This window comes from Sphaerisporangium sp. NPDC049003, assembly GCF_043197795.1.
Taxonomy (GTDB): domain Bacteria; phylum Actinomycetota; class Actinomycetes; order Streptosporangiales; family Streptosporangiaceae; genus Sphaerisporangium.
This window is the reverse complement of record NZ_JBICTU010000025.1, coordinates 112070-128208: the sequence shown is the minus strand read 5'-3', so window position 1 is coordinate 128208 and position 16139 is coordinate 112070. Positions and strand designations below refer to the sequence as shown.

Annotated in this window: 16 protein-coding genes and 1 pseudogene; 9 read left to right on the top strand and 8 right to left on the bottom strand. The window is 68.9% G+C overall.

Annotation, left to right across the window (positions count from 1 at the left end; genetic code table 11):
- Nucleotides 1-3: 3 nt before the first annotated feature.
- The gene (locus ACGFIV_RS26570; RefSeq protein WP_392838053.1) at nt 4-897 is read right to left on the bottom strand and encodes an enoyl-CoA hydratase-related protein; all 894 of its coding nucleotides are present in this window, start codon (nt 895-897) and stop codon (nt 4-6) included.
- Nucleotides 897-1685: a PaaX family transcriptional regulator C-terminal domain-containing protein gene (locus ACGFIV_RS26565; RefSeq protein ID WP_358550377.1), complete on the bottom strand. Its 789-nt coding sequence runs from the start codon at nt 1683-1685 to the stop codon at nt 897-899. The genes ACGFIV_RS26570 and ACGFIV_RS26565 overlap by 1 nt, the downstream gene beginning before the upstream one ends.
- Nucleotides 1686-1865: 180 nt before the next feature.
- Between ACGFIV_RS26565 and ACGFIV_RS26560 the strand changes: the two genes are divergently transcribed.
- Nucleotides 1866-2033: a DUF3117 domain-containing protein gene (locus ACGFIV_RS26560; protein ID WP_114033903.1), complete on the top strand. Its 168-nt coding sequence runs from the start codon at nt 1866-1868 to the stop codon at nt 2031-2033.
- A 107-nt stretch (nt 2034-2140) separates the two neighbouring features.
- Complete coding sequence (locus tag ACGFIV_RS26555) at nt 2141-3583, top strand: leucyl aminopeptidase (RefSeq protein WP_392838052.1); 1443 nt, start codon at nt 2141-2143, stop codon at nt 3581-3583.
- 65 nt (nt 3584-3648) lie between these two features.
- On the opposite strand, the gene ACGFIV_RS26550 is transcribed toward ACGFIV_RS26555, so the two are convergent.
- Nucleotides 3649-4299, bottom strand: coding sequence for an O-methyltransferase (locus tag ACGFIV_RS26550; protein ID WP_358550373.1), 651 nt, complete (start codon nt 4297-4299; stop codon nt 3649-3651).
- Nucleotides 4300-4488: 189 nt separating this feature from the next.
- On the opposite strand from ACGFIV_RS26550, the gene sigE reads away from it, so the two are divergent.
- The 4 genes from sigE to ACGFIV_RS26530 all read left to right on the top strand — a co-directional run bounded on the left by sigE (nt 4489) and on the right by ACGFIV_RS26530 (nt 7945).
- On the top strand, nt 4489-5148 hold the full coding sequence (gene sigE, locus ACGFIV_RS26545; RefSeq protein WP_358550371.1) for an RNA polymerase sigma factor SigE: 660 nt from the start codon (nt 4489-4491) through the stop codon (nt 5146-5148).
- Nucleotides 5145-5672 carry an anti-sigma factor gene (locus tag ACGFIV_RS26540; RefSeq protein WP_358550369.1) on the top strand — a complete coding sequence of 176 codons (528 nt, stop codon included), beginning with the start codon at nt 5145-5147 and terminating at the stop codon, nt 5670-5672. The genes sigE and ACGFIV_RS26540 overlap by 4 nt, the downstream gene beginning before the upstream one ends.
- A gap of 164 nt (nt 5673-5836) precedes the next feature.
- Nucleotides 5837-7453: a S1C family serine protease gene (locus ACGFIV_RS26535; RefSeq protein WP_392838051.1), complete on the top strand. Its 1617-nt coding sequence runs from the start codon at nt 5837-5839 to the stop codon at nt 7451-7453.
- Between the two features lie 120 nt (nt 7454-7573).
- Complete coding sequence (locus ACGFIV_RS26530; protein WP_358550365.1) at nt 7574-7945, top strand: sec-independent translocase; 372 nt, start codon at nt 7574-7576, stop codon at nt 7943-7945.
- A gap of 118 nt (nt 7946-8063) precedes the next feature.
- On the opposite strand, the gene ACGFIV_RS26525 is transcribed toward ACGFIV_RS26530, so the two are convergent.
- Nucleotides 8064-9203, bottom strand: a complete 1140-nt coding sequence (locus ACGFIV_RS26525) for an Mrp/NBP35 family ATP-binding protein (protein ID WP_392838050.1) — start codon at nt 9201-9203, stop codon at nt 8064-8066.
- 122 nt (nt 9204-9325) lie between these two features.
- Between ACGFIV_RS26525 and ACGFIV_RS26520 the strand changes: the two genes are divergently transcribed.
- Complete coding sequence (locus tag ACGFIV_RS26520) at nt 9326-9775, top strand: MarR family transcriptional regulator (RefSeq protein WP_358550419.1); 450 nt, start codon at nt 9326-9328, stop codon at nt 9773-9775.
- Here ACGFIV_RS26520 and ACGFIV_RS26515 read toward each other — a convergent pair.
- A complete protein-coding gene (locus tag ACGFIV_RS26515; protein ID WP_358550361.1) occupies nt 9760-10251 on the bottom strand; it encodes a DUF1003 domain-containing protein in 492 nt (163 codons plus the stop codon). The genes ACGFIV_RS26520 and ACGFIV_RS26515 overlap by 16 nt on opposite strands.
- On the bottom strand, nt 10241-11608 hold the full coding sequence (locus ACGFIV_RS26510; RefSeq protein WP_358550359.1) for a magnesium transporter MgtE N-terminal domain-containing protein: 1368 nt from the start codon (nt 11606-11608) through the stop codon (nt 10241-10243). Before ACGFIV_RS26510 ends, ACGFIV_RS26515 begins: the two co-directional genes overlap by 11 nt.
- Nucleotides 11609-11730: 122 nt before the next feature.
- Here ACGFIV_RS26510 and ACGFIV_RS26505 point away from each other — a divergent pair.
- Nucleotides 11731-12591 (top strand): annotated as a pseudogene (locus ACGFIV_RS26505) (DMT family transporter); the annotation flags it as partial.
- A 101-nt stretch (nt 12592-12692) separates the two neighbouring features.
- Here the strand turns inward: ACGFIV_RS26505 and ACGFIV_RS26500 are convergent.
- Together ACGFIV_RS26500 and ACGFIV_RS26495 are read right to left on the bottom strand one after the other, a co-directional pair.
- Entirely contained in the window at nt 12693-13076 is a 384-nt protein-coding gene (locus ACGFIV_RS26500; RefSeq protein WP_358550357.1) for a hypothetical protein, read from the bottom strand.
- Nucleotides 13077-13975: 899 nt separating this feature from the next.
- A complete protein-coding gene (locus ACGFIV_RS26495; protein ID WP_358550355.1) occupies nt 13976-15313 on the bottom strand; it encodes a hypothetical protein in 1338 nt (445 codons plus the stop codon).
- 113 nt (nt 15314-15426) lie between these two features.
- Here ACGFIV_RS26495 and ACGFIV_RS26490 point away from each other — a divergent pair, with 113 nt between their 5' ends.
- A complete protein-coding gene (locus ACGFIV_RS26490) occupies nt 15427-15915 on the top strand; it encodes a hypothetical protein (RefSeq protein ID WP_358550353.1) in 489 nt (162 codons plus the stop codon).
- The last annotated feature ends 224 nt before the right edge of the window (nt 15916-16139 follow it).

Here is a 16139-nt window from a genome sequence, read left to right as displayed (position 1 = left end):
GGGTCAGCGGCCGGAAAAGACCGGGCGCTCCTTGGCGAGGAAGGCCCGGGTGGCGTTGTGGTGGTCCTCCGACTTGGCGCAGGCGTCCTGGAGATCGGCCTCCACATCCAGGGAGTCCTCCAGGGAGTGCGCGGCCGAGAAGTCGAGCGCCTGCTTGATCGCCCCGTAGGCCACCGTGGGCCCCTGCGCGAGCCGTACGGCCAGCTCGCGGGCGCGGGCGGTCAGCTCCCCGGCGGGCACGACGGAGGTCACCATGCCGAGCTCCAGCGCCCTCGCGGCCCCCACGGGCTCGCCCAGCACCAGCAGCTCGCGCGCCCTGGCCGGGCCGACGAGCCTCGGGAGCGTCCAGGAGGCTCCCGAGTCGGGGGCGAGGCCGATGCCGCTGAAGGCCATGGCGAACTTCGCGCCGTCGGCCGCGACCCGGAAGTCGCAGGCGAAGGCCAGCGAGGCGCCCGCACCGGCGGCGATGCCGTTGACGGCGGCGATCACCGGCTTGCCCATGCCCGTGATCGTCAGGATGATCGGGTTGTAGTGGGCCCGGACGGTGTTGTCGAGGCCCACGCCCGCTTCGAGGTTGCCGGCGTGCTCGCGCAGGTCCTGACCGGCGCAGAAGCCGCGCCCCGCGCCCGTCAGCAGCACCGCCCTCGCGCCGGCGTCGTCGCGGGCCCGCTCCAGCGCCTCCAGCAGGGCGGCCTTCATCAAGATCGTCAGCGCGTTCATGGCGTCAGGGCGGTTCAGTGTGATCGTCGCGACGCCGTCCTCGACGGAGTACAGGACGTGCTCGTGCCCGTGCTCGTCCGTGTTCGGCGAGGAGGACGCCGGCCTCGGGGCCGGCGCTCTCGTGCCGGTCGGCGCGCTCTCGGGCGCGGTGGAGGGGAGGTCGGGTCGCTGATCCATCAGTGGACTCCCTTGTCCAGGTTGTGGTCGACGAAGGCGGACGCCGCCGGCAGCAGCCGGGCCGCCTCCTGCTCGAAGTAGGCGCGGGCCTGGTCACCGGGCCAGGCCGGGGGCAGGAGCTCCGGCGGAAGGCCCGGGTCGCGGAACAGGAAGTTCCGCCACCCGTGGACCAGTTTGCTACGGACGGCGAAGACCTGGTCGTCGGGGGCGTCCCGGGGCAGCGAGCCGACCAGGCCGGCCGCCTGCTCCATCCACTCCTCGTAGGCGCGGGCTATGGCGCGCAGGTCCCACGCGCGGGTGACGAGCTCAAGGGGGTCGCCGTCGAGGGTGCTCTCGAACCGGTCGGCGGACACCCGCTGGTCGTCGAGCAGGGTGTCCAGCTCCGGTGAGGCCCTCGGCCCGATCCAGGTGGTTTCTGACAAGGGAGCGTAACCGAGGAAGGACAGGTCGGCACGGAGCCGCTCACGCGTCGCCCGCTCCCGTACGGGCTGGAGGACGAGCACGTGCCAGCGCCCCGCCCACGGGTCCGAGGCGGTGCGGTAGATGCGCACGGCGGTCTCGTCAAGGCGCCGGACGCTCTTGGGCGTCAGCGCGTACCCGGGCCCCTGAGAGAGCCGCACAGGGACGAGCCAGTCCTGCCGCACCATGCGGGAGATCGCGGTGCGGACGGCCGGCGGGGCGATGTCCAGCGGGGCGAGCAGCCGGACCAGAGCGGCCACGGACGCCCTTCCCGCACGGATGCGCAGGTGGTCTCCGTAGAGGTCGAAAAGCGCGGCGCGGGCGTTCACATAGACCAGTTTGATCGGCGCAAGGGCCCCGGACAACGCATTCTGGGAGGAGATCGTTACCCATGCGCGCTCGCGAGGCGGGATAATGGGACGTCACAGAAGACGTGAAAGCGGCGGGCGGCCGGGCGCGGACAGGCGCGAGCCGGCATCGCGCAGGCCGAGGCAGGAAGGGATACACGCATGGCGGCGATGAAGCCGCGGACCGGCGACGGTCCGCTGGAGGTCACCAAGGAAGGACGGGGCATTGTCATGCGGGTCCCTCTCGAGGGTGGCGGGCGACTCGTCGTCGAGCTCTCACCAGACGAGGCCAGAGCCCTTGGCGACGCTCTGAAGAACGTCGTCGGCTGACATACCCCTGACACAACCCACCGACACAGGCGACTTGACGGCCCCGGCGGCCGGGCCGCGCGCCCCCATGCCGGGGCTGTCGCACTTCCAGGCAGGGGAGGACCACCATGCCCATTGAGACCGCGCTGCGATTCATCGACCCCCCGGCGCAGGACGCCGACCTGCTCGCCGTCCCCTTCCGTAGCGATCTCTCCGCGGACGTGGAGCTTCCCGTACCGGTCCCGGCGCTGCTGGCCCAGCACGAGTCCAAGGGTGAGCCCGGCGAGGTCGTCGAGGTGCCTGTGGCCCGCGGGAACACCGTGCGTCGGGTGCTCCTCTACGGCATCGGCGACGGCACGCCTCGCGCGCTGCGAAAGGCGGGCGCCGCCGTCGCGCGCCGTGCCAAGGGGCGTCGCTCGATCGACGTCACCCTCCCGCGTGACGTAGGAGAGCCGGGGTGGTCGGCCCTGGCCGAAGGCGCCCTGCTCGCCTCGTACACCATGAGGATCGGCGCGAGCCGCGCCAGGGCCGTCGAGGAGATCCGCTTCTCCGGTCCAGAGGAGGCCAGGCCGGCCGTCGCCCGCGCCGAGGTGGTGGCCCGCGCCACGGCCCTCGCCCGCGATCTGTCCAACATGCCGTCCTCCGAGAAGACCCCCGCCTGGCTGGCCGAGCGGGCCGTCGAGGTCGCCGAGCGTTCGGGTCTGACCTCCAGGGTCTGGGCGCCCGACGAGCTCTCCTCGGAGGGCTTCGGGGGCATCCTCGCGGTCGGCCAGGGTTCGGCGAGCCCGCCCCGGCTCATCCAGCTGTCGTACGAGCCCGGCGACGCCGACGGCACCCACGTCGTGCTGGTGGGCAAGGGCATCACCTTCGACAGCGGCGGCCTGTCCCTCAAGCCCACCGACGGCATGAAGTTCATGAAGACCGACATGGCGGGCGGCGCGGTGGTGATCGCCGTCCTCGGCGCGCTTCGCGACCTGGGCGTGCGCACCCGGGTCACCGGCCTGATCGCCGCCGCCGAGAACATGCCCTCAGGCTCGGCCCAGCGCCCCGGCGACGTGATCACCCACTACGGCGGCCGCACCGTCGAGGTGCTCAACACCGACGCCGAGGGCAGGCTGGTGCTCGCCGACGCCCTGGCGTACGCGCACCAGGTCCTCGACCCCGACACCGTGGTCGACCTCGCCACGCTGACCGGGGCCATCGGCATCGCCCTCGGGCGCGACATCGGCGCGGTCTTCTCCCCAAGCGACGATCTGGTCAAGGAGCTGCTGGAGGCCGGCAAGGCGTCCGGCGACCCCCTGTGGCGGATGCCACTGATCGAGGACTACCGCCCGGCGCTCGACTCCCCGGTGGCCGACCTGTCGAACGTCGACGCCGAGGGCAAGTACGGCGCGGGCGCCGTCACCGCGGCCCTGTTCCTGCGGGAGTTCACCGGCGGGCGGCGATGGGCCCACCTCGACATCGCGGGAGTGTCCAGAAGCACCACCGACGACGGCATCCTGACCAAGGGCGCCACCGGGTTCGGCGCCCGCCTCCTGCTGGAGTGGCTCGGGCGGGGGGCGTCCTCGTAGTTCCCGGGCGGCGTCAAGCTTTCGACCACGGCTAGTTCGCGATCACGGCCGGCCACCGATCACGGCTAGTTCGCGATCTTTATGGCGGCGAGCAGCCCGTCGCCCAGGGGCATCATCAGGGCACGCAGCCGCTCGTCCGCCTTGATCAGCTTGCCCAGCTCGCGGATCGCGACGGTGTCGGGATCGCGCTGCGCCGGGTCGGCCACCCGGTTGTGCCACAGCGCGTTGTCGAAGGCGACGATGCCCCCCAGCCGCAGCAGGCGTACGGCCTCGGCCAGGTAGTCGCCGTACTCCTGCTTGGCGGCGTCGCAGAACACCAGGTCGTAGCCGCCGTCGGCGAGCCGGGGGAGCACGTCCAGGGCACGCCCGCCGATCAGGCGGATCTTGCTGCCGGAGAACCCCGCCTCGGCGAAGGTCTGGCGGGCCAGCCGCTGGTGCTCGGGCTCGGCGTCGACGCTGGTCAGCGTGCCGTCCGGACGCATGCCGCGCAGCAGCCACAGTCCCGAGACACCGCATCCGGTGCCGACCTCGACCACGGACCTCGCGCTGATCGCGGTCGCCATGAAGCACAGCGCCGCGCCGCCGCCGGGCAGGATGGGAACGGCCCCGACCTCGATGCCACGCCGCCTCGCGGCGCGCAGCACCTCGTCTTCGGGATGGAACTCCTCCGCGTAGGCCAGCGTGGCCTCCACCGGATCAGTCGGCGTCGGGGCCATCGGCCTCTCCCTCCCCGCTTTCGCCGTACGCACGTATTGGTCGCAGCCTAGGGGAGTCGGGGCCGAACGGGAACTCACGCCACAACGGGTACGTTGCACGCTTTGAACGACCTTTGTTCAAGGGCGTCAAAGAACACAGTCCGGCCTCGTTGGTTCGTGGGTACGCAGGAAGGGGCGAAAGCAGGCACTATGGCTGTAGCGGTGGTCCCGGAGAGAGGAGTGCTGGTGGACGACTACCACCAGGCTGATACTCCCGATAGCGCGTTCCCGGGGGGAGACCCCCGGCTGCCCGATGGGGGCTGGACACCCCCGACATGGGAGGAGGTCGTCCGCGACCATTCGGCGCGCGTCTACCGGCTGGCCTACAGGCTCACCGGCAACATCCACGACGCCGAGGACCTCACTCAGGAGGTCTTCGTCCGGGTGTTCCGTTCGCTGTCCAGCTACACCCCGGGCACCTTCGAGGGATGGCTTCACCGCATCACCACGAACCTCTTCCTGGACATGGCGCGGCGCAGGCAGCGCATCCGGTTCGAGGGGCTCGGCGACGACGCCGCCGAGCGTCTGCGCGGGCGTGAGCCGTCACCGGCCCAGGTGTTCGACGACTCCCAGCTGGAGCCCGACATCCAGGCGGCCCTCGACGCGCTCCAGCCCGAGTTCCGCGCGGCCGTGGTGCTGTGCGACATCGAGGGCCTGTCCTATGAGGAGATCGCGGCGACGCTAGGCGTCAAGCTGGGCACCGTGCGCAGCCGCATCCATCGCGGTCGCAGCCAGTTGCGGGAGGCACTCGAACACCGGGCACCCCGTCGCGACGAACTCCCCCCGACCGTTAGCAGGGAGGGAGCATGAGCCATCTCGGAGAGCGCGCTTCCGCGCTCATTGACGGTGAGCTTGGTCACGCCGAGCGAGAACGTGCTCTGGCGCATCTGACGTTCTGCGCGGACTGCCGCGCCGAGCTCGACGCGATCAGGGCGCTCAAAAGCCGTCTTCGATCACTCGACCCGCCCGCCGTCCCGGCGGATCTCACGATGTCCCTTCTGCGGATGTCCGAGCCAGGCGGGCCGCTCCCGCCGCGGGTGCGTCCGTTTCCGAACCCGACCTATTCTCTGACCAGCGCCCCGATCGACAACAGGCCGCGGCGCAGCGGCGGGTTCTCGGGGCCGGGACGCTCGGGGGGCAACCGCCGGGCGGGTTATGTGGCGGTCGGCGTCGCGTCGGCCGCCGTCGCGCTCGGCACGCTGTTCATGGTGGGAGGCTCCGACAGCAGGCCGTCGGCTCCGCCGGTCGAGATGTTCGCCAACCAGCACCGCACCACCACTCCGGCCGGTTCGGTGCTGCCGGGGCGCGCGGGCTCCACCTCCCGGCAACCCTGACCCGGGGACACGGCCCGTCACTCCCCCCGTCCGTGCCGTTCACGGCGACGCGGGCATACGATCGGATGGACCCTGTCGGGCGCCGTGGGCTTACGGCGCTCGTATGGGGTCCGAGCGAGAATCTGGCGTAGCCCACGTTGACTGGCCTCGGGAGTGAGCGTTCGATGACCGACGAGACACGTACCTTCGACTCAGGGGACGTGGCCGATCCCTCCCAGCATTCCTGGGAAGGCTCGGCGTCGGGGTCCACCGGCTCCAGCGGGATGCGCGTCAGACCAGAGTTCCTGCCCGCCTCCGAGGGGTGGCCCGCCAGCGGGCCCGACGCGTTCACCGGGCCCAACCCCTTCGCGGCGAGCGGTGGACGGCACGATCCCTTCACCCCCGCGGGCGGTGCGGGCCGTGACCCCTTCGCCCCCGCCGCTGACGCGGGGCGCGACCCCTTCGGCAGCGACAGCACCGGGCCGATCCCGTTCGCGTCCGACGCGCCGCGCCACGGTGGCGACGAGGGGATGTTCGGCTGGGGCAACCCGTCCGGCGGGCCCCTCCCTCCCTCGCCCGTCGGCCCATACGGGCCGACTCCGCCCCCTCCGATCAACCCCTTCGGCATGGGTCCTGGCTGGGCCCCGCCCCCCGGCGCCCCCCGCACGGAGCAGGCGGGCGCGCGGGCGCCGAAGACCGGGATCCTCGCGGCCCTCGCCGTCGTGATCGCCCTCGTGGCCTCCACGGCCGGAAGCGTCGGCACCTACCTCCTCACCCGCAACGGCTCGGGCGTCGACCCCACCTACAGCCTCGGCACGCCGACGGGCGCGATCGTCAACCGCGCGCCCGACTCGGTGGCGGGCGTCGCCTCACGGGTCCTCCCGAGCGTGGTCTCGCTCGACGTCAAGGGCAACAGCGAGGCGGGCACCGGCTCCGGCTTCCTGATCAAGGGCGGCTACATCGTCACCAACAACCACGTGGTGGCCGCGGCGGCGCAGACCGGCAACATCAAGGTGACTTTCAGCACCAAGAAGACGACCAACGGCAAGATCGTCGGGCGTGACCCGAGCTCCGACATCGCGGTGGTCAAGCCCGACCAGACCTTCGGCGCCCCCGAGATCGTCCTGGGCAACTCCGACCGGGTCGTGGTGGGCGATCCCGTCATCGCGATCGGCTCGCCCCTCGGGCTCACCGGCACCGTGACGACGGGCATCGTCAGCTCGCTCAACCGTCCGGTGACCGCGGGCGGCGAGAGCGGGTCCGAGTCCTCGTTCATCAACGCCATCCAGACAGACGCGGCGATCAACCCGGGCAACTCGGGCGGCCCGCTCGTGAACGCCGCCGGCGAGGTGATCGGCGTCAACTCCGCCATCGCGACGCTCGGCAACAGCTCGTTCGGCGCGCAGAGCGGCAGCATCGGGCTGGGCTTCTCCATCCCGGTCAACCACGTGCGGCGGATCGCCGAGGAGCTGGTCACCACCGGTTCGGCCAAGAAGTCCCGCATCGGCGTCCAGCTCGACGAGAACTACCAGGGCGACGGGGTCCGCATCGCCACCGCCACGCAGCAGGGGCAGGAGCCGGTGATCCCCGGTGGCCCGGCCGACAAGGCGGGCCTGAAGGCGGGCGACGTCATCCTGGAGATCGACGGCACGCCCATGACCCAGCCGTCCGAGCTGATCGTCACGATCAGGAGCAAGGCGCCCGGCGACAAGGTGACCGTCAAGTACCAGCGTGGTGGACAGGAGAAGACCGCCACCGTGATCATCGACGCGGTTCCGGTCCCGACGCCGCAGCCGTCGTGATCGGGTGTCCTGTTTGGTGCCCATTGCCGGACCGGCGTATTAGTCTGAGAGGTAGCCAGGTCGCTGTTGGACGGTCCCGGTCAACGGCAGGCGTCGGCGTAGGAGAGCGTAGGAGATCACGTGTTCGGACTCGGCTGGCCTGAGGTCTTGGCACTCGTGGTCATCGCCCTGCTCGTCTTCGGGCCTGAGAAGCTTCCCCAGGCCGCCAAGCAGGCGGGTGGCATGCTGCGTCAGGTCCGTCAGATGGCCAACAACGCCAAGGCCGACCTCCAGGACAACCTCGGTCCCGAGTTCGCCAACTTCGACCCCACCGACCTGCATCCGAAGAACTTCGTCAGGAAGCACCTCCTGCAGGATCTGGAGGACGACTGGAACCGGCCGGCCGCCGAGAACTCCCCGGACTCCTATTCCCCCGTCGGCTCCTATGCGACGGCGGGCGCCGGCGAGCTGGGGTACGGCGAGATCCCGCCGTACGACTCCGAGGCGACCTGAGCCTTTCGAGAACATGTGAAAGAGGGCCGTCCCTTCACTGGGACGGCCCTCTTTCACGTGGAGTGCCCTGTGCTGTGGTATTTCGTGTGCGGCGCCCTGGGAGCCCCCTTGCGGGGCTTCAGCGGCCGGAAGGGGACAGCCCGAGCTGGAGGCCCTTGATGCTCCCCGACTTCTTGCTCAGGCTTTCGGCGATCCGCCGGAGCTCGGTCGCGGCCGGAGAGTCGGGGTCGGTGAGCACGAGCGGCTTGCCGTTGTCGCCCCCCTCGCGCAGGCGCAGGTCGATCGGGATCTGGCCGAGCAGCGGGACACGGGACCCGAGGGTGCGGGTCAGCCCGTCGGCGACGGTCTGGCCACCGCCCTCCCCGAAGACCGCGATGCGCTCGTCGCAGTGCGGGCAGGGGAGCCAGGCCATGTTCTCGATGACGCCGGCGATCTGCTGGTGGGTCTGCGTGGCGATGGACCCGGCCCGCTCCGCGACCTCCGCCGCGGCCTGCTGCGGGGTGGTCACGACGAGGATCTCCGCGCCGGGCATGCGCTGCGCCACCGAGATCGCGATGTCGCCCGTGCCCGGGGGCAGGTCCATGAGGAGGACGTCGAGGTCACCCCAGTAGACGTCGGCGAGGAACTGGTGCAGCGCCCGGTCGAGCATCGGCCCGCGCCAGACCACCGGGCTGTTGCCCGGGGGCTTGAACATGCCGACCGAGATCACCTTGATGTCATGCGCCACCGGCGGCATGATCATGTCCTCGACCTTGGTCGGACGGTCGCCCACTCCGAGCATGCGGGGGACGGAGTGGCCGTAGATGTCCGCGTCCAGGACGCCGACCTTGAGACCCGAGGCCGCCATCGAGGCCGCGAGGTTGACGGTGACCGACGACTTGCCGACCCCGCCTTTGCCGCTCGCGACGGCGAAGACCCGGGTCAGCGAGCCCGGCTTGGCGAACGGGATCTCCTTCTCGGGCCCCCGGTTGCCGCGCAGCTTGGTCTGCAGGGTCTTGCGCTGCTCGGTGCTCATGACGTCGAGATCAACTTGGACGCCGGTGACACCGTCGACCTTGGAGACGGCGGCGGTCACCTCGCGGGTGATGGTGTCGCGCATGGGGCAGCCCGCGACGGTCAAGTAGACCCCGACTCGCACCACCCCGTCCGGGGAGATATCGACGCTCTTGACCATGTCAAGGTCGGTGATCGGCCGGCGGATCTCCGGGTCGTTGACCGTCGCCAACGCGGCCGTCACCAATTCAGGGGTTGGTGCCATGGATCCATGCTACGAACCCAGGACCGATCCGACGAACTCCGCACCCTCTGGTAGGGGCCAAGAGAGCCTAAGAGGGAGGTGTACGCGCTTATGCAACCTTCTAGGATGACCGCGTGACGTCCATGACGGCGGAGATCACCCCGCAGCAGCTCATCGTCTGGCGCAAGGTCCAGCGGGCCCAGGTCCACATAACCCGGAGTCTTGAGGGCGAGCTGCTGAGCCGGCACGATCTGGCGCCGGCCGCCTACGACGTGCTGCTCCAGCTCTCCGAGACCGCGGGGCGCAGGCTGCGCATGAACGATCTGGCCGAGCGGGTGCTGCTGTCCCGCAGCGGGCTGACGCGGCTCATCGACCGCCTCCAGCGCGACGGGCTGGTCGAGCGCGAGGCCTGCGCCAGCGACGCGCGGGGTCTGTTCGCCGTGCTCACCAAAGCGGGTGACCAACGTCTCTCCGAGGCCACCCCCACCTACCTTCGCGCCGTACGGGGGCAGTTCCTCGACCTGCTCGACGAGGAGGAGCTGCGGCAGTGCGCCGACATGCTCACGAAGTTCTTCCCTCAGGTGTCGGCCTGACCCCGCTCTGGGGGGGACTCGCGTATTTCGTCCAGCAGACGCTCCAGCTCGCCCCTGATGTAGTCGCGGGTGGCCAGGTCGCCGAGGGCAAGGCGCAGCCCGGCGATCTCCCGCGTGAGGTACTCGACCTCGGTCTGGTTGCGCTCGGTGGTCATCCTGTCCTGCTCGCTCTGCACGCGGTCGCGGTCGGCCTGGCGGTTCTGCGCGAGAAGGATCAGCGGAGCGGCGTACGAGGCCTGAAGGGACAGGATCAGCGTGAGGAAGATGAACGGGTAGGGGTCCCAGGCGAGGCTCCTGGGCGCCAGCGCGTTCCAGGTCACCCAGACCGCGATGAACCCGGTCATGTAGACCAGGAAGCGCGCCGTGCCCAGGAAGCGCGCGATCTGCTCGGACAGGCGTCCGAACGCTTCTGGGTCGTAGTGCGGGCGGATGATGCGGCGGAGCTCCCGGGGCTGGTCCAGCCGATTAACCGCCACCGGTCACCCCGGGCGTGCCCTCGTCCGGGTCCGGCCGCCTGGATTCGGGCGTGCGGTCGTCCGGCCGTACGGGTTCGGGCGTGCGGTCGTCCGGTCCGTTGGGCCCCGGTGTCTGCTCGTCGCGCTCGCGCCAGTCGGGGGGCAGCAGGTGGTCGAGCACGTCGTCCACCGTGACGGCCCCGACGAGCCGTCCGAGCTCGTCCACCACCGGGGCGGCCACCAGGTTGTAGGTGGCGAGGTACGACGTGACGCCGTGGAGGGACAGGTCCGGGCGGATCGGGTCGATCGTGTTGTCGATCGCGCCGCCCACCAGCGTGGAGGGCGGTTCGCGCAGCAGCCGCTGGAAGTGGGCCACGCCCAGGTACTTGCCGGTGGGCGTCTCGACCGGAGGCCGGGTGACGTACACCTGCGCGGCGACCGCCGGGGTGATGTCCTGACGGCGGATCTCGGCGAGGGCCTCGGCGATCGTCGCGTGGGGCGGCAGCACCACGGGCTCGCTGGTCATCATGCCGCCCGCGGTGTTCTCGGCGTACGTCAGCAGGCGCCGGACGGGCGCGGCCTCGCGGGGCTCCATGCGCGTCAGCAGCGCCTCGGCCTGTCCGGGCGGCAGGTCCTGAAGCAGGTCGGCGGCGTCGTCGGGGTCCATGGCAGCGAGCACGTCGGCGGCGCGCTCGGCGTCCAGGCGGCTCAGGATGCCGATCTGGTCGCGTTCGGGCAGTTCCTCAAGCACGTCGGCGAGCCGGTCGTCGTCCAGCGCGGCGGCGACCTCCGCCCGGCGCTTGTCGGGCAGGTGGCGCAGGGCGTTGGCGAGGTCGGCGGGGCGCGTCTCCTCGAAGGCGGCCAGCAAATTCGCGGCCCCCTGGTCCTTCTGCACGGCGCCGAACCCGCCGACCTCCGACCAGTTCACGACCAGCGTCTCGCCGCGCCTGCGGCGGAGCCCGCGCGCGGCACCGCCGCGCATCACCGCGACCTTGGTGATCAGCCACTCGCCGCTCTTGCTGCGCTCCATGGCGAGGTCGAGCACGGTGACCCTCTCGCCGCCGACCTCCACGGTCAGGTCGAGCAGCTCTCCGATGGCCAGGGACTCGGTCGCGTGCTTCTCGAAGCGCCGCAGGTTGATGCTGCCCGTGAAGACGACGGCGTCGGCCTCGATGTTCTGCAGCCGGGTGATGGGCAGGAACACGCGCCGTCGCGGCTGGACCTCGACGACCAGGCCGTGTACGCGGGGCGGATCTTGGGCGCGGATGGCGACCACGACGTCCCGGATCCGCCCGATCTGGTCGCCGGCGGGGTCGAAGACCGGAGTTCCGGCCAGCCGAGCGACGAAGATCCTCACTATCGCAGCGTACGAGGTCATAGTGGGTGCGCCGCGTGGGACTGCCCTAAAAGCCGTCTCAACGTACGGTCGCGCCTTGATCTCACCATTCGCCCTATGACAGCATCAAAACCATCTAACGGTAATTACGGGGATGGTGGCAGATGAGGCGCGCGGCGCTGGCTGTGGCGGTCGGGTCGGCCTGGTGCTTCGGTTTCTCCGGGTCCATGGCGAAGTTCGTCGGCGCGGGCGGTCTGACGCCCCTGCAGGCGGTGTGGGTGAGGATGGCGGGCGCGGCCGTCCTGCTCATCGTGGTCCTCGCCGCGTTCCGGCCGAAGGCTTTGCGCGTCCCTCCGGGCAGGCGAGGGTTCTTCGCCGCGTACGCGCTGATCGCGGTGGCGGGGGTCCAGGCGCTGTTCTTCCTGGCCATCTCGCGGCTCCCCGTCGGGGTGGTGCTCCTGCTGGAGTACTCCTCGCCGGTGCTCGTCGTGTTCTGGGTGCGGCTCGTCAGGCAGGTACGGCTGCCGCGCTCGGCGTACGCGGGGGCGGTGATCGTTCTGGTCGGGCTCGCCGTCGTCGTCGAGGTCTGGCACGGGATGAGCCTGGACGGCATCGGGCTGATCCTGGCCCTCCTCGCCGCGGCCTGCTCCGCGGGCTACTTCCTCATGAGCGACGGCTTCGGGGGCGACGTCGACCCGCTCGGCCTCATCGCCTGGGGGCTCGCGGGCGCCGCCGTGGTCCTCGTGCCGATCTCCCGGCCCTGGGACATCCCCTGGGGGGCCTTCGGGACGAGCGTGACGCTCGGTGGGCACACCCTGCCCGTGATCGCCGCCGCCCTGTGGCTCATCGCGATCTCCACCGTGCTTGGCTACATCACCGGGGTCATCGCGGTCCGGAAGCTGTCGGCGGCGGTCGGGGCCACTGTGGCGTCCCTGGAGGTCGTCACGGGCGCGGTGATCGCCTGGTTCCTTCTCGGCGAGCACCTCGGCACGGCCCAGATCACCGGCGGCGCCGTCGTACTGGTAGGGGCGCTACTGGCTCAGACCGCCACTTCGGGCGCCGGCCGTACGGTCGGGGAAGCCGGGCCAGCCGCTCAGGCCGGTCGTACGGTCGGGGGGGTGGTGGATCAGACGGCCGCTTCTGGCGTCAGCCGCACGATCGAGGACCCGGAGGCCCAGCGGGCCGCAAGCCCCGCCGCGTCGACCGCGTTGAGCCGCTCCTTCGCCAGGGCCGCCACGGCCCCGGACTCGGCCTCCGACAAGGACGCCTGATCGACCAGGTGAACATGGGCGTCGAAGGAGACCAGCTCTGCCCCGTTGTCCTTGCTGCGCAGCGTCACCCGGACCCGTGAGGCCTCCACCAGGCCGGGGAGCGACTGCTCCTCGCCGCCGGTGACGATGTAGATCGCACCCTCATGCCAGATGTGCCACGCCAGCCGATCACGCCCGGAAAGCGAGACCCACAGGACGCTCGACTTCTTCGCACCCTCTTCGATCAGCGACAAACTCACACCCAGCAATCTACGACGCCCGTGTCTCATCGGGTACCTGGAGGGATCGGGCGAGGTGGTTCCGGCCCGCCCGTCCAGCGGCTGGGTGGTGGCCCGGGCGTTGCCCACCCGGGAATTCACCTGCCTGGAGGCGGGGGCGGGGGGTGTGTCCTTCACCAGCGGCGATCAGAATCCCAGGGGGCACTGCCGCAGTCGACAGCGCCGCAGTCGGTCGGCACGGCGAAGCCCACGCCGAGTCCCACCAGCGAAGGCGTGTGCGGGGACCTTGAGCAGGAGATCACCTGGAACCAGTCCGGGCCGGCCGGCCCCACAGGCCCACAGGGAGCCACCGGCGCCCAGGGATCACAGGGAGCTCCCGGCCTGTCGGAGGTGCAGACCAGCCATGTCTCGGGCACCGAGCCGGGCTGTGGTTGATGGGTCTGGATTTTCGCCCGCCCGTCCAGCGGTTGGGTGGTGATCCGGTTGCTGCCCACCCAAGAATTGGGCTGCCTGGCGGCGAGGGGGCGTGGGAGTGGCGTGCAGGAGGGCCTGGTTGGACGGGTTGGCCAGGTCGTCACGCGTTTGGGCAAGGGCGGGCCGGCGGCGGGGTGCGAAGGGATCCCGGAGGGGCAGCGCCTTCCTGCCCGCCATGCTGGTGAGGGGCCGTATGTGGGTGGGCAGCACACGGATCACCCGTCAATCGGGTGACGGGAGGGCACGAACTCTCAGGGCCACTCTCGGACGATCACTAATCGCTCCCCGCGGCCGATCAGATAGTGCGACGGAGGAGCGGTGTGCGGACGTGCGGGCATGAACGCCACCCGAACGGGTTGGAAGGGGTGCTGGGGGAGGCACTCGAGCGAAGCGCCAACATCGAATTACCATTAGGCTCACGTCGCAGTGGTCTGGGTCTAGCGTTCTTAAGATGCGCTGAGGTCGCGTCTGCGAACGCTCCAGATCTCCAATTCCCCGTGCCAACCGTTGCTGGTAGCGACTGATATTGCGAGCTCAACGAGGTCTTGGCCCAAGTTCTCGGTTTCCTTAAGCACCCAGCCTGAGCCCTCCAATTTCCAAATTGTGGCGTGGAGCGATGGGGCGGATCTAATTTGCTCCCATTTGCCTGCCGCCAAAGAAAGAGCGGCCTTGTGTCGCCCTAAGGAAAAAAGGCAACACATCTGGTTATAGATGGTAAGGGCCTCGTTGTAGAATCCCAACTCTTCGGCTCTTATTAGGAGGTTTAGCGCTTTGCTAGGCTCTAGGGGGATGAGGCAGAAGCCCCAATTGTTGTGCAGATCGGCACTTTCGGGAGCACCCTGAACGCCAAACTCAAATACTGCTGCTGCCTCCCGCAGCCGTCCTTCAGACAGAAGATGCTTCGCATGGCGAGTCATTTCCATCGCGAGGCTCACCATGACAAGAGCGGTAGTCTCCTCGGGGGGAGTCGACAACGCTGTGAGCGGCCGAACAGTCATGCTCGTCGACGTCGAAACAGGGGATTTGCGGCCCTCGTCAGCGGTGACACGATCCGCGATCTCAAACGCTAGCAGTTCGGGATCGATTTTCCTATCTTCCATAAGCTCGGGCGAGCATGGCGGCACCTCAAGACCCTTCATCCATCGATGTGTCAGATGAAGTGACTCGGTTTCCCACTCGTGGAGAAACGTGTGTGAAAAATAGTCGACCATCCACCGATAAGGTACCTGCAGAGCAAGAAACTGAGATAAATCTTCCTGTGGAAGACCGCGAATGCTCCCCGGCGGAGTAAGACATACCATGTCCTGGAGTGACGCGACAGAGATCCACGACATGATGCGAGGAATCGTAGGAATTATCAAATTGGCGAAAGCCTTTGAGGCTGCGCGTGGACTTCCCGCATCGATGACGGGAATCTTGGCTGGCAGGTGCAAGACCTTCGCCCATGCTTCATGATCGAAGTTCTCGAAGCCGGCGAATGGCTCGACATGCCAGTGAGGTGCCAGTCGCGCAGCGGTGAGGTTGGCGATCAGGGCTCCGAGGACTTGCTGGAACATCCCGTGGCGAACCAGGGCGGTTGTATCCAGGCCGCGCCGAGTGAGCTCGCTGGCCGCGGTACTGAAGGCCTCCACCCTGGCTGCGGACCTCTCATCCTTGAAGGCCCGGCCTCCTTCCAGCATTCCGCGCAAGGTCACGACAGGACTGATCGTCCGACGACCGGCTGTCTCTCTGGCCTGGTCAGAGAGGTAGATCTCGTGCGCATCGAAGGGGCGTTCGCCCTGCACCTCGAGACACCTCCTAAGTTTTACCCTTCGCTGCCAGCTGTGAGGGTGCCATTCTAGCAGAATCATGGGTAGTATCATGGGTATGAACATGGTAGGCCTGGAGCGAGTAGATCATGAGTGACACCATCTACCAAGCAACCGATCTGGCGGGTGCCAAGCGGGTTGAGTTCCTGAACGAGGCCCGCCGTGATCGAGCGCGCCTGCGTGCTACCGATGGGACGAGCCTGGTGATGTTGCCTGAGCGCACACTGGACCTGCTCGAAGCGATCGCCAAGTGGGGCGAGGCGTACGTCAAGCTCAGCACCCTGTTGCGTAGATCCACAGGCGTCCCGAGCACTTCTGATCTGGGCGAACTGGCCTGGCTGCGATCGCTTGATCGAGAGGATGTCGAGGAGTTCGTATCTGAACTTCAAGACGCCATCGTCGCGGCGAGAGCCGATGAGGACACAGTGGTCTTGGATGAGTGCGTCCGCGCATGGAAGGCAACAGCACGCCAGCTATCGGACCCGCTTCGACGTTCCGTTCTGCTGGGTACACATCGTTCCGATGAATACGTCGCTGCTGAGGAGCCAGAGCTTCTCAACAGTTCAGAGGCTGGCTAGCGGATGACGGGGAGTAGCAGCGCCTACAAGCCCTTCACTCCCGCCAGACGGCCTGGCGGGAAGCCAGATACGCGCCCCGCCTATCGCGTTTTGGTTCATCGCAAATTTCTTGGCCACTGGAATCAGTTGGTAGCCAATATAGGAATTAAGGCCGCCCAGCAGTTCTGGGATCATGTAAGTAAGACGCCAGGAGAGCCAGACCCGATTGCCTCAACATGCTTTTT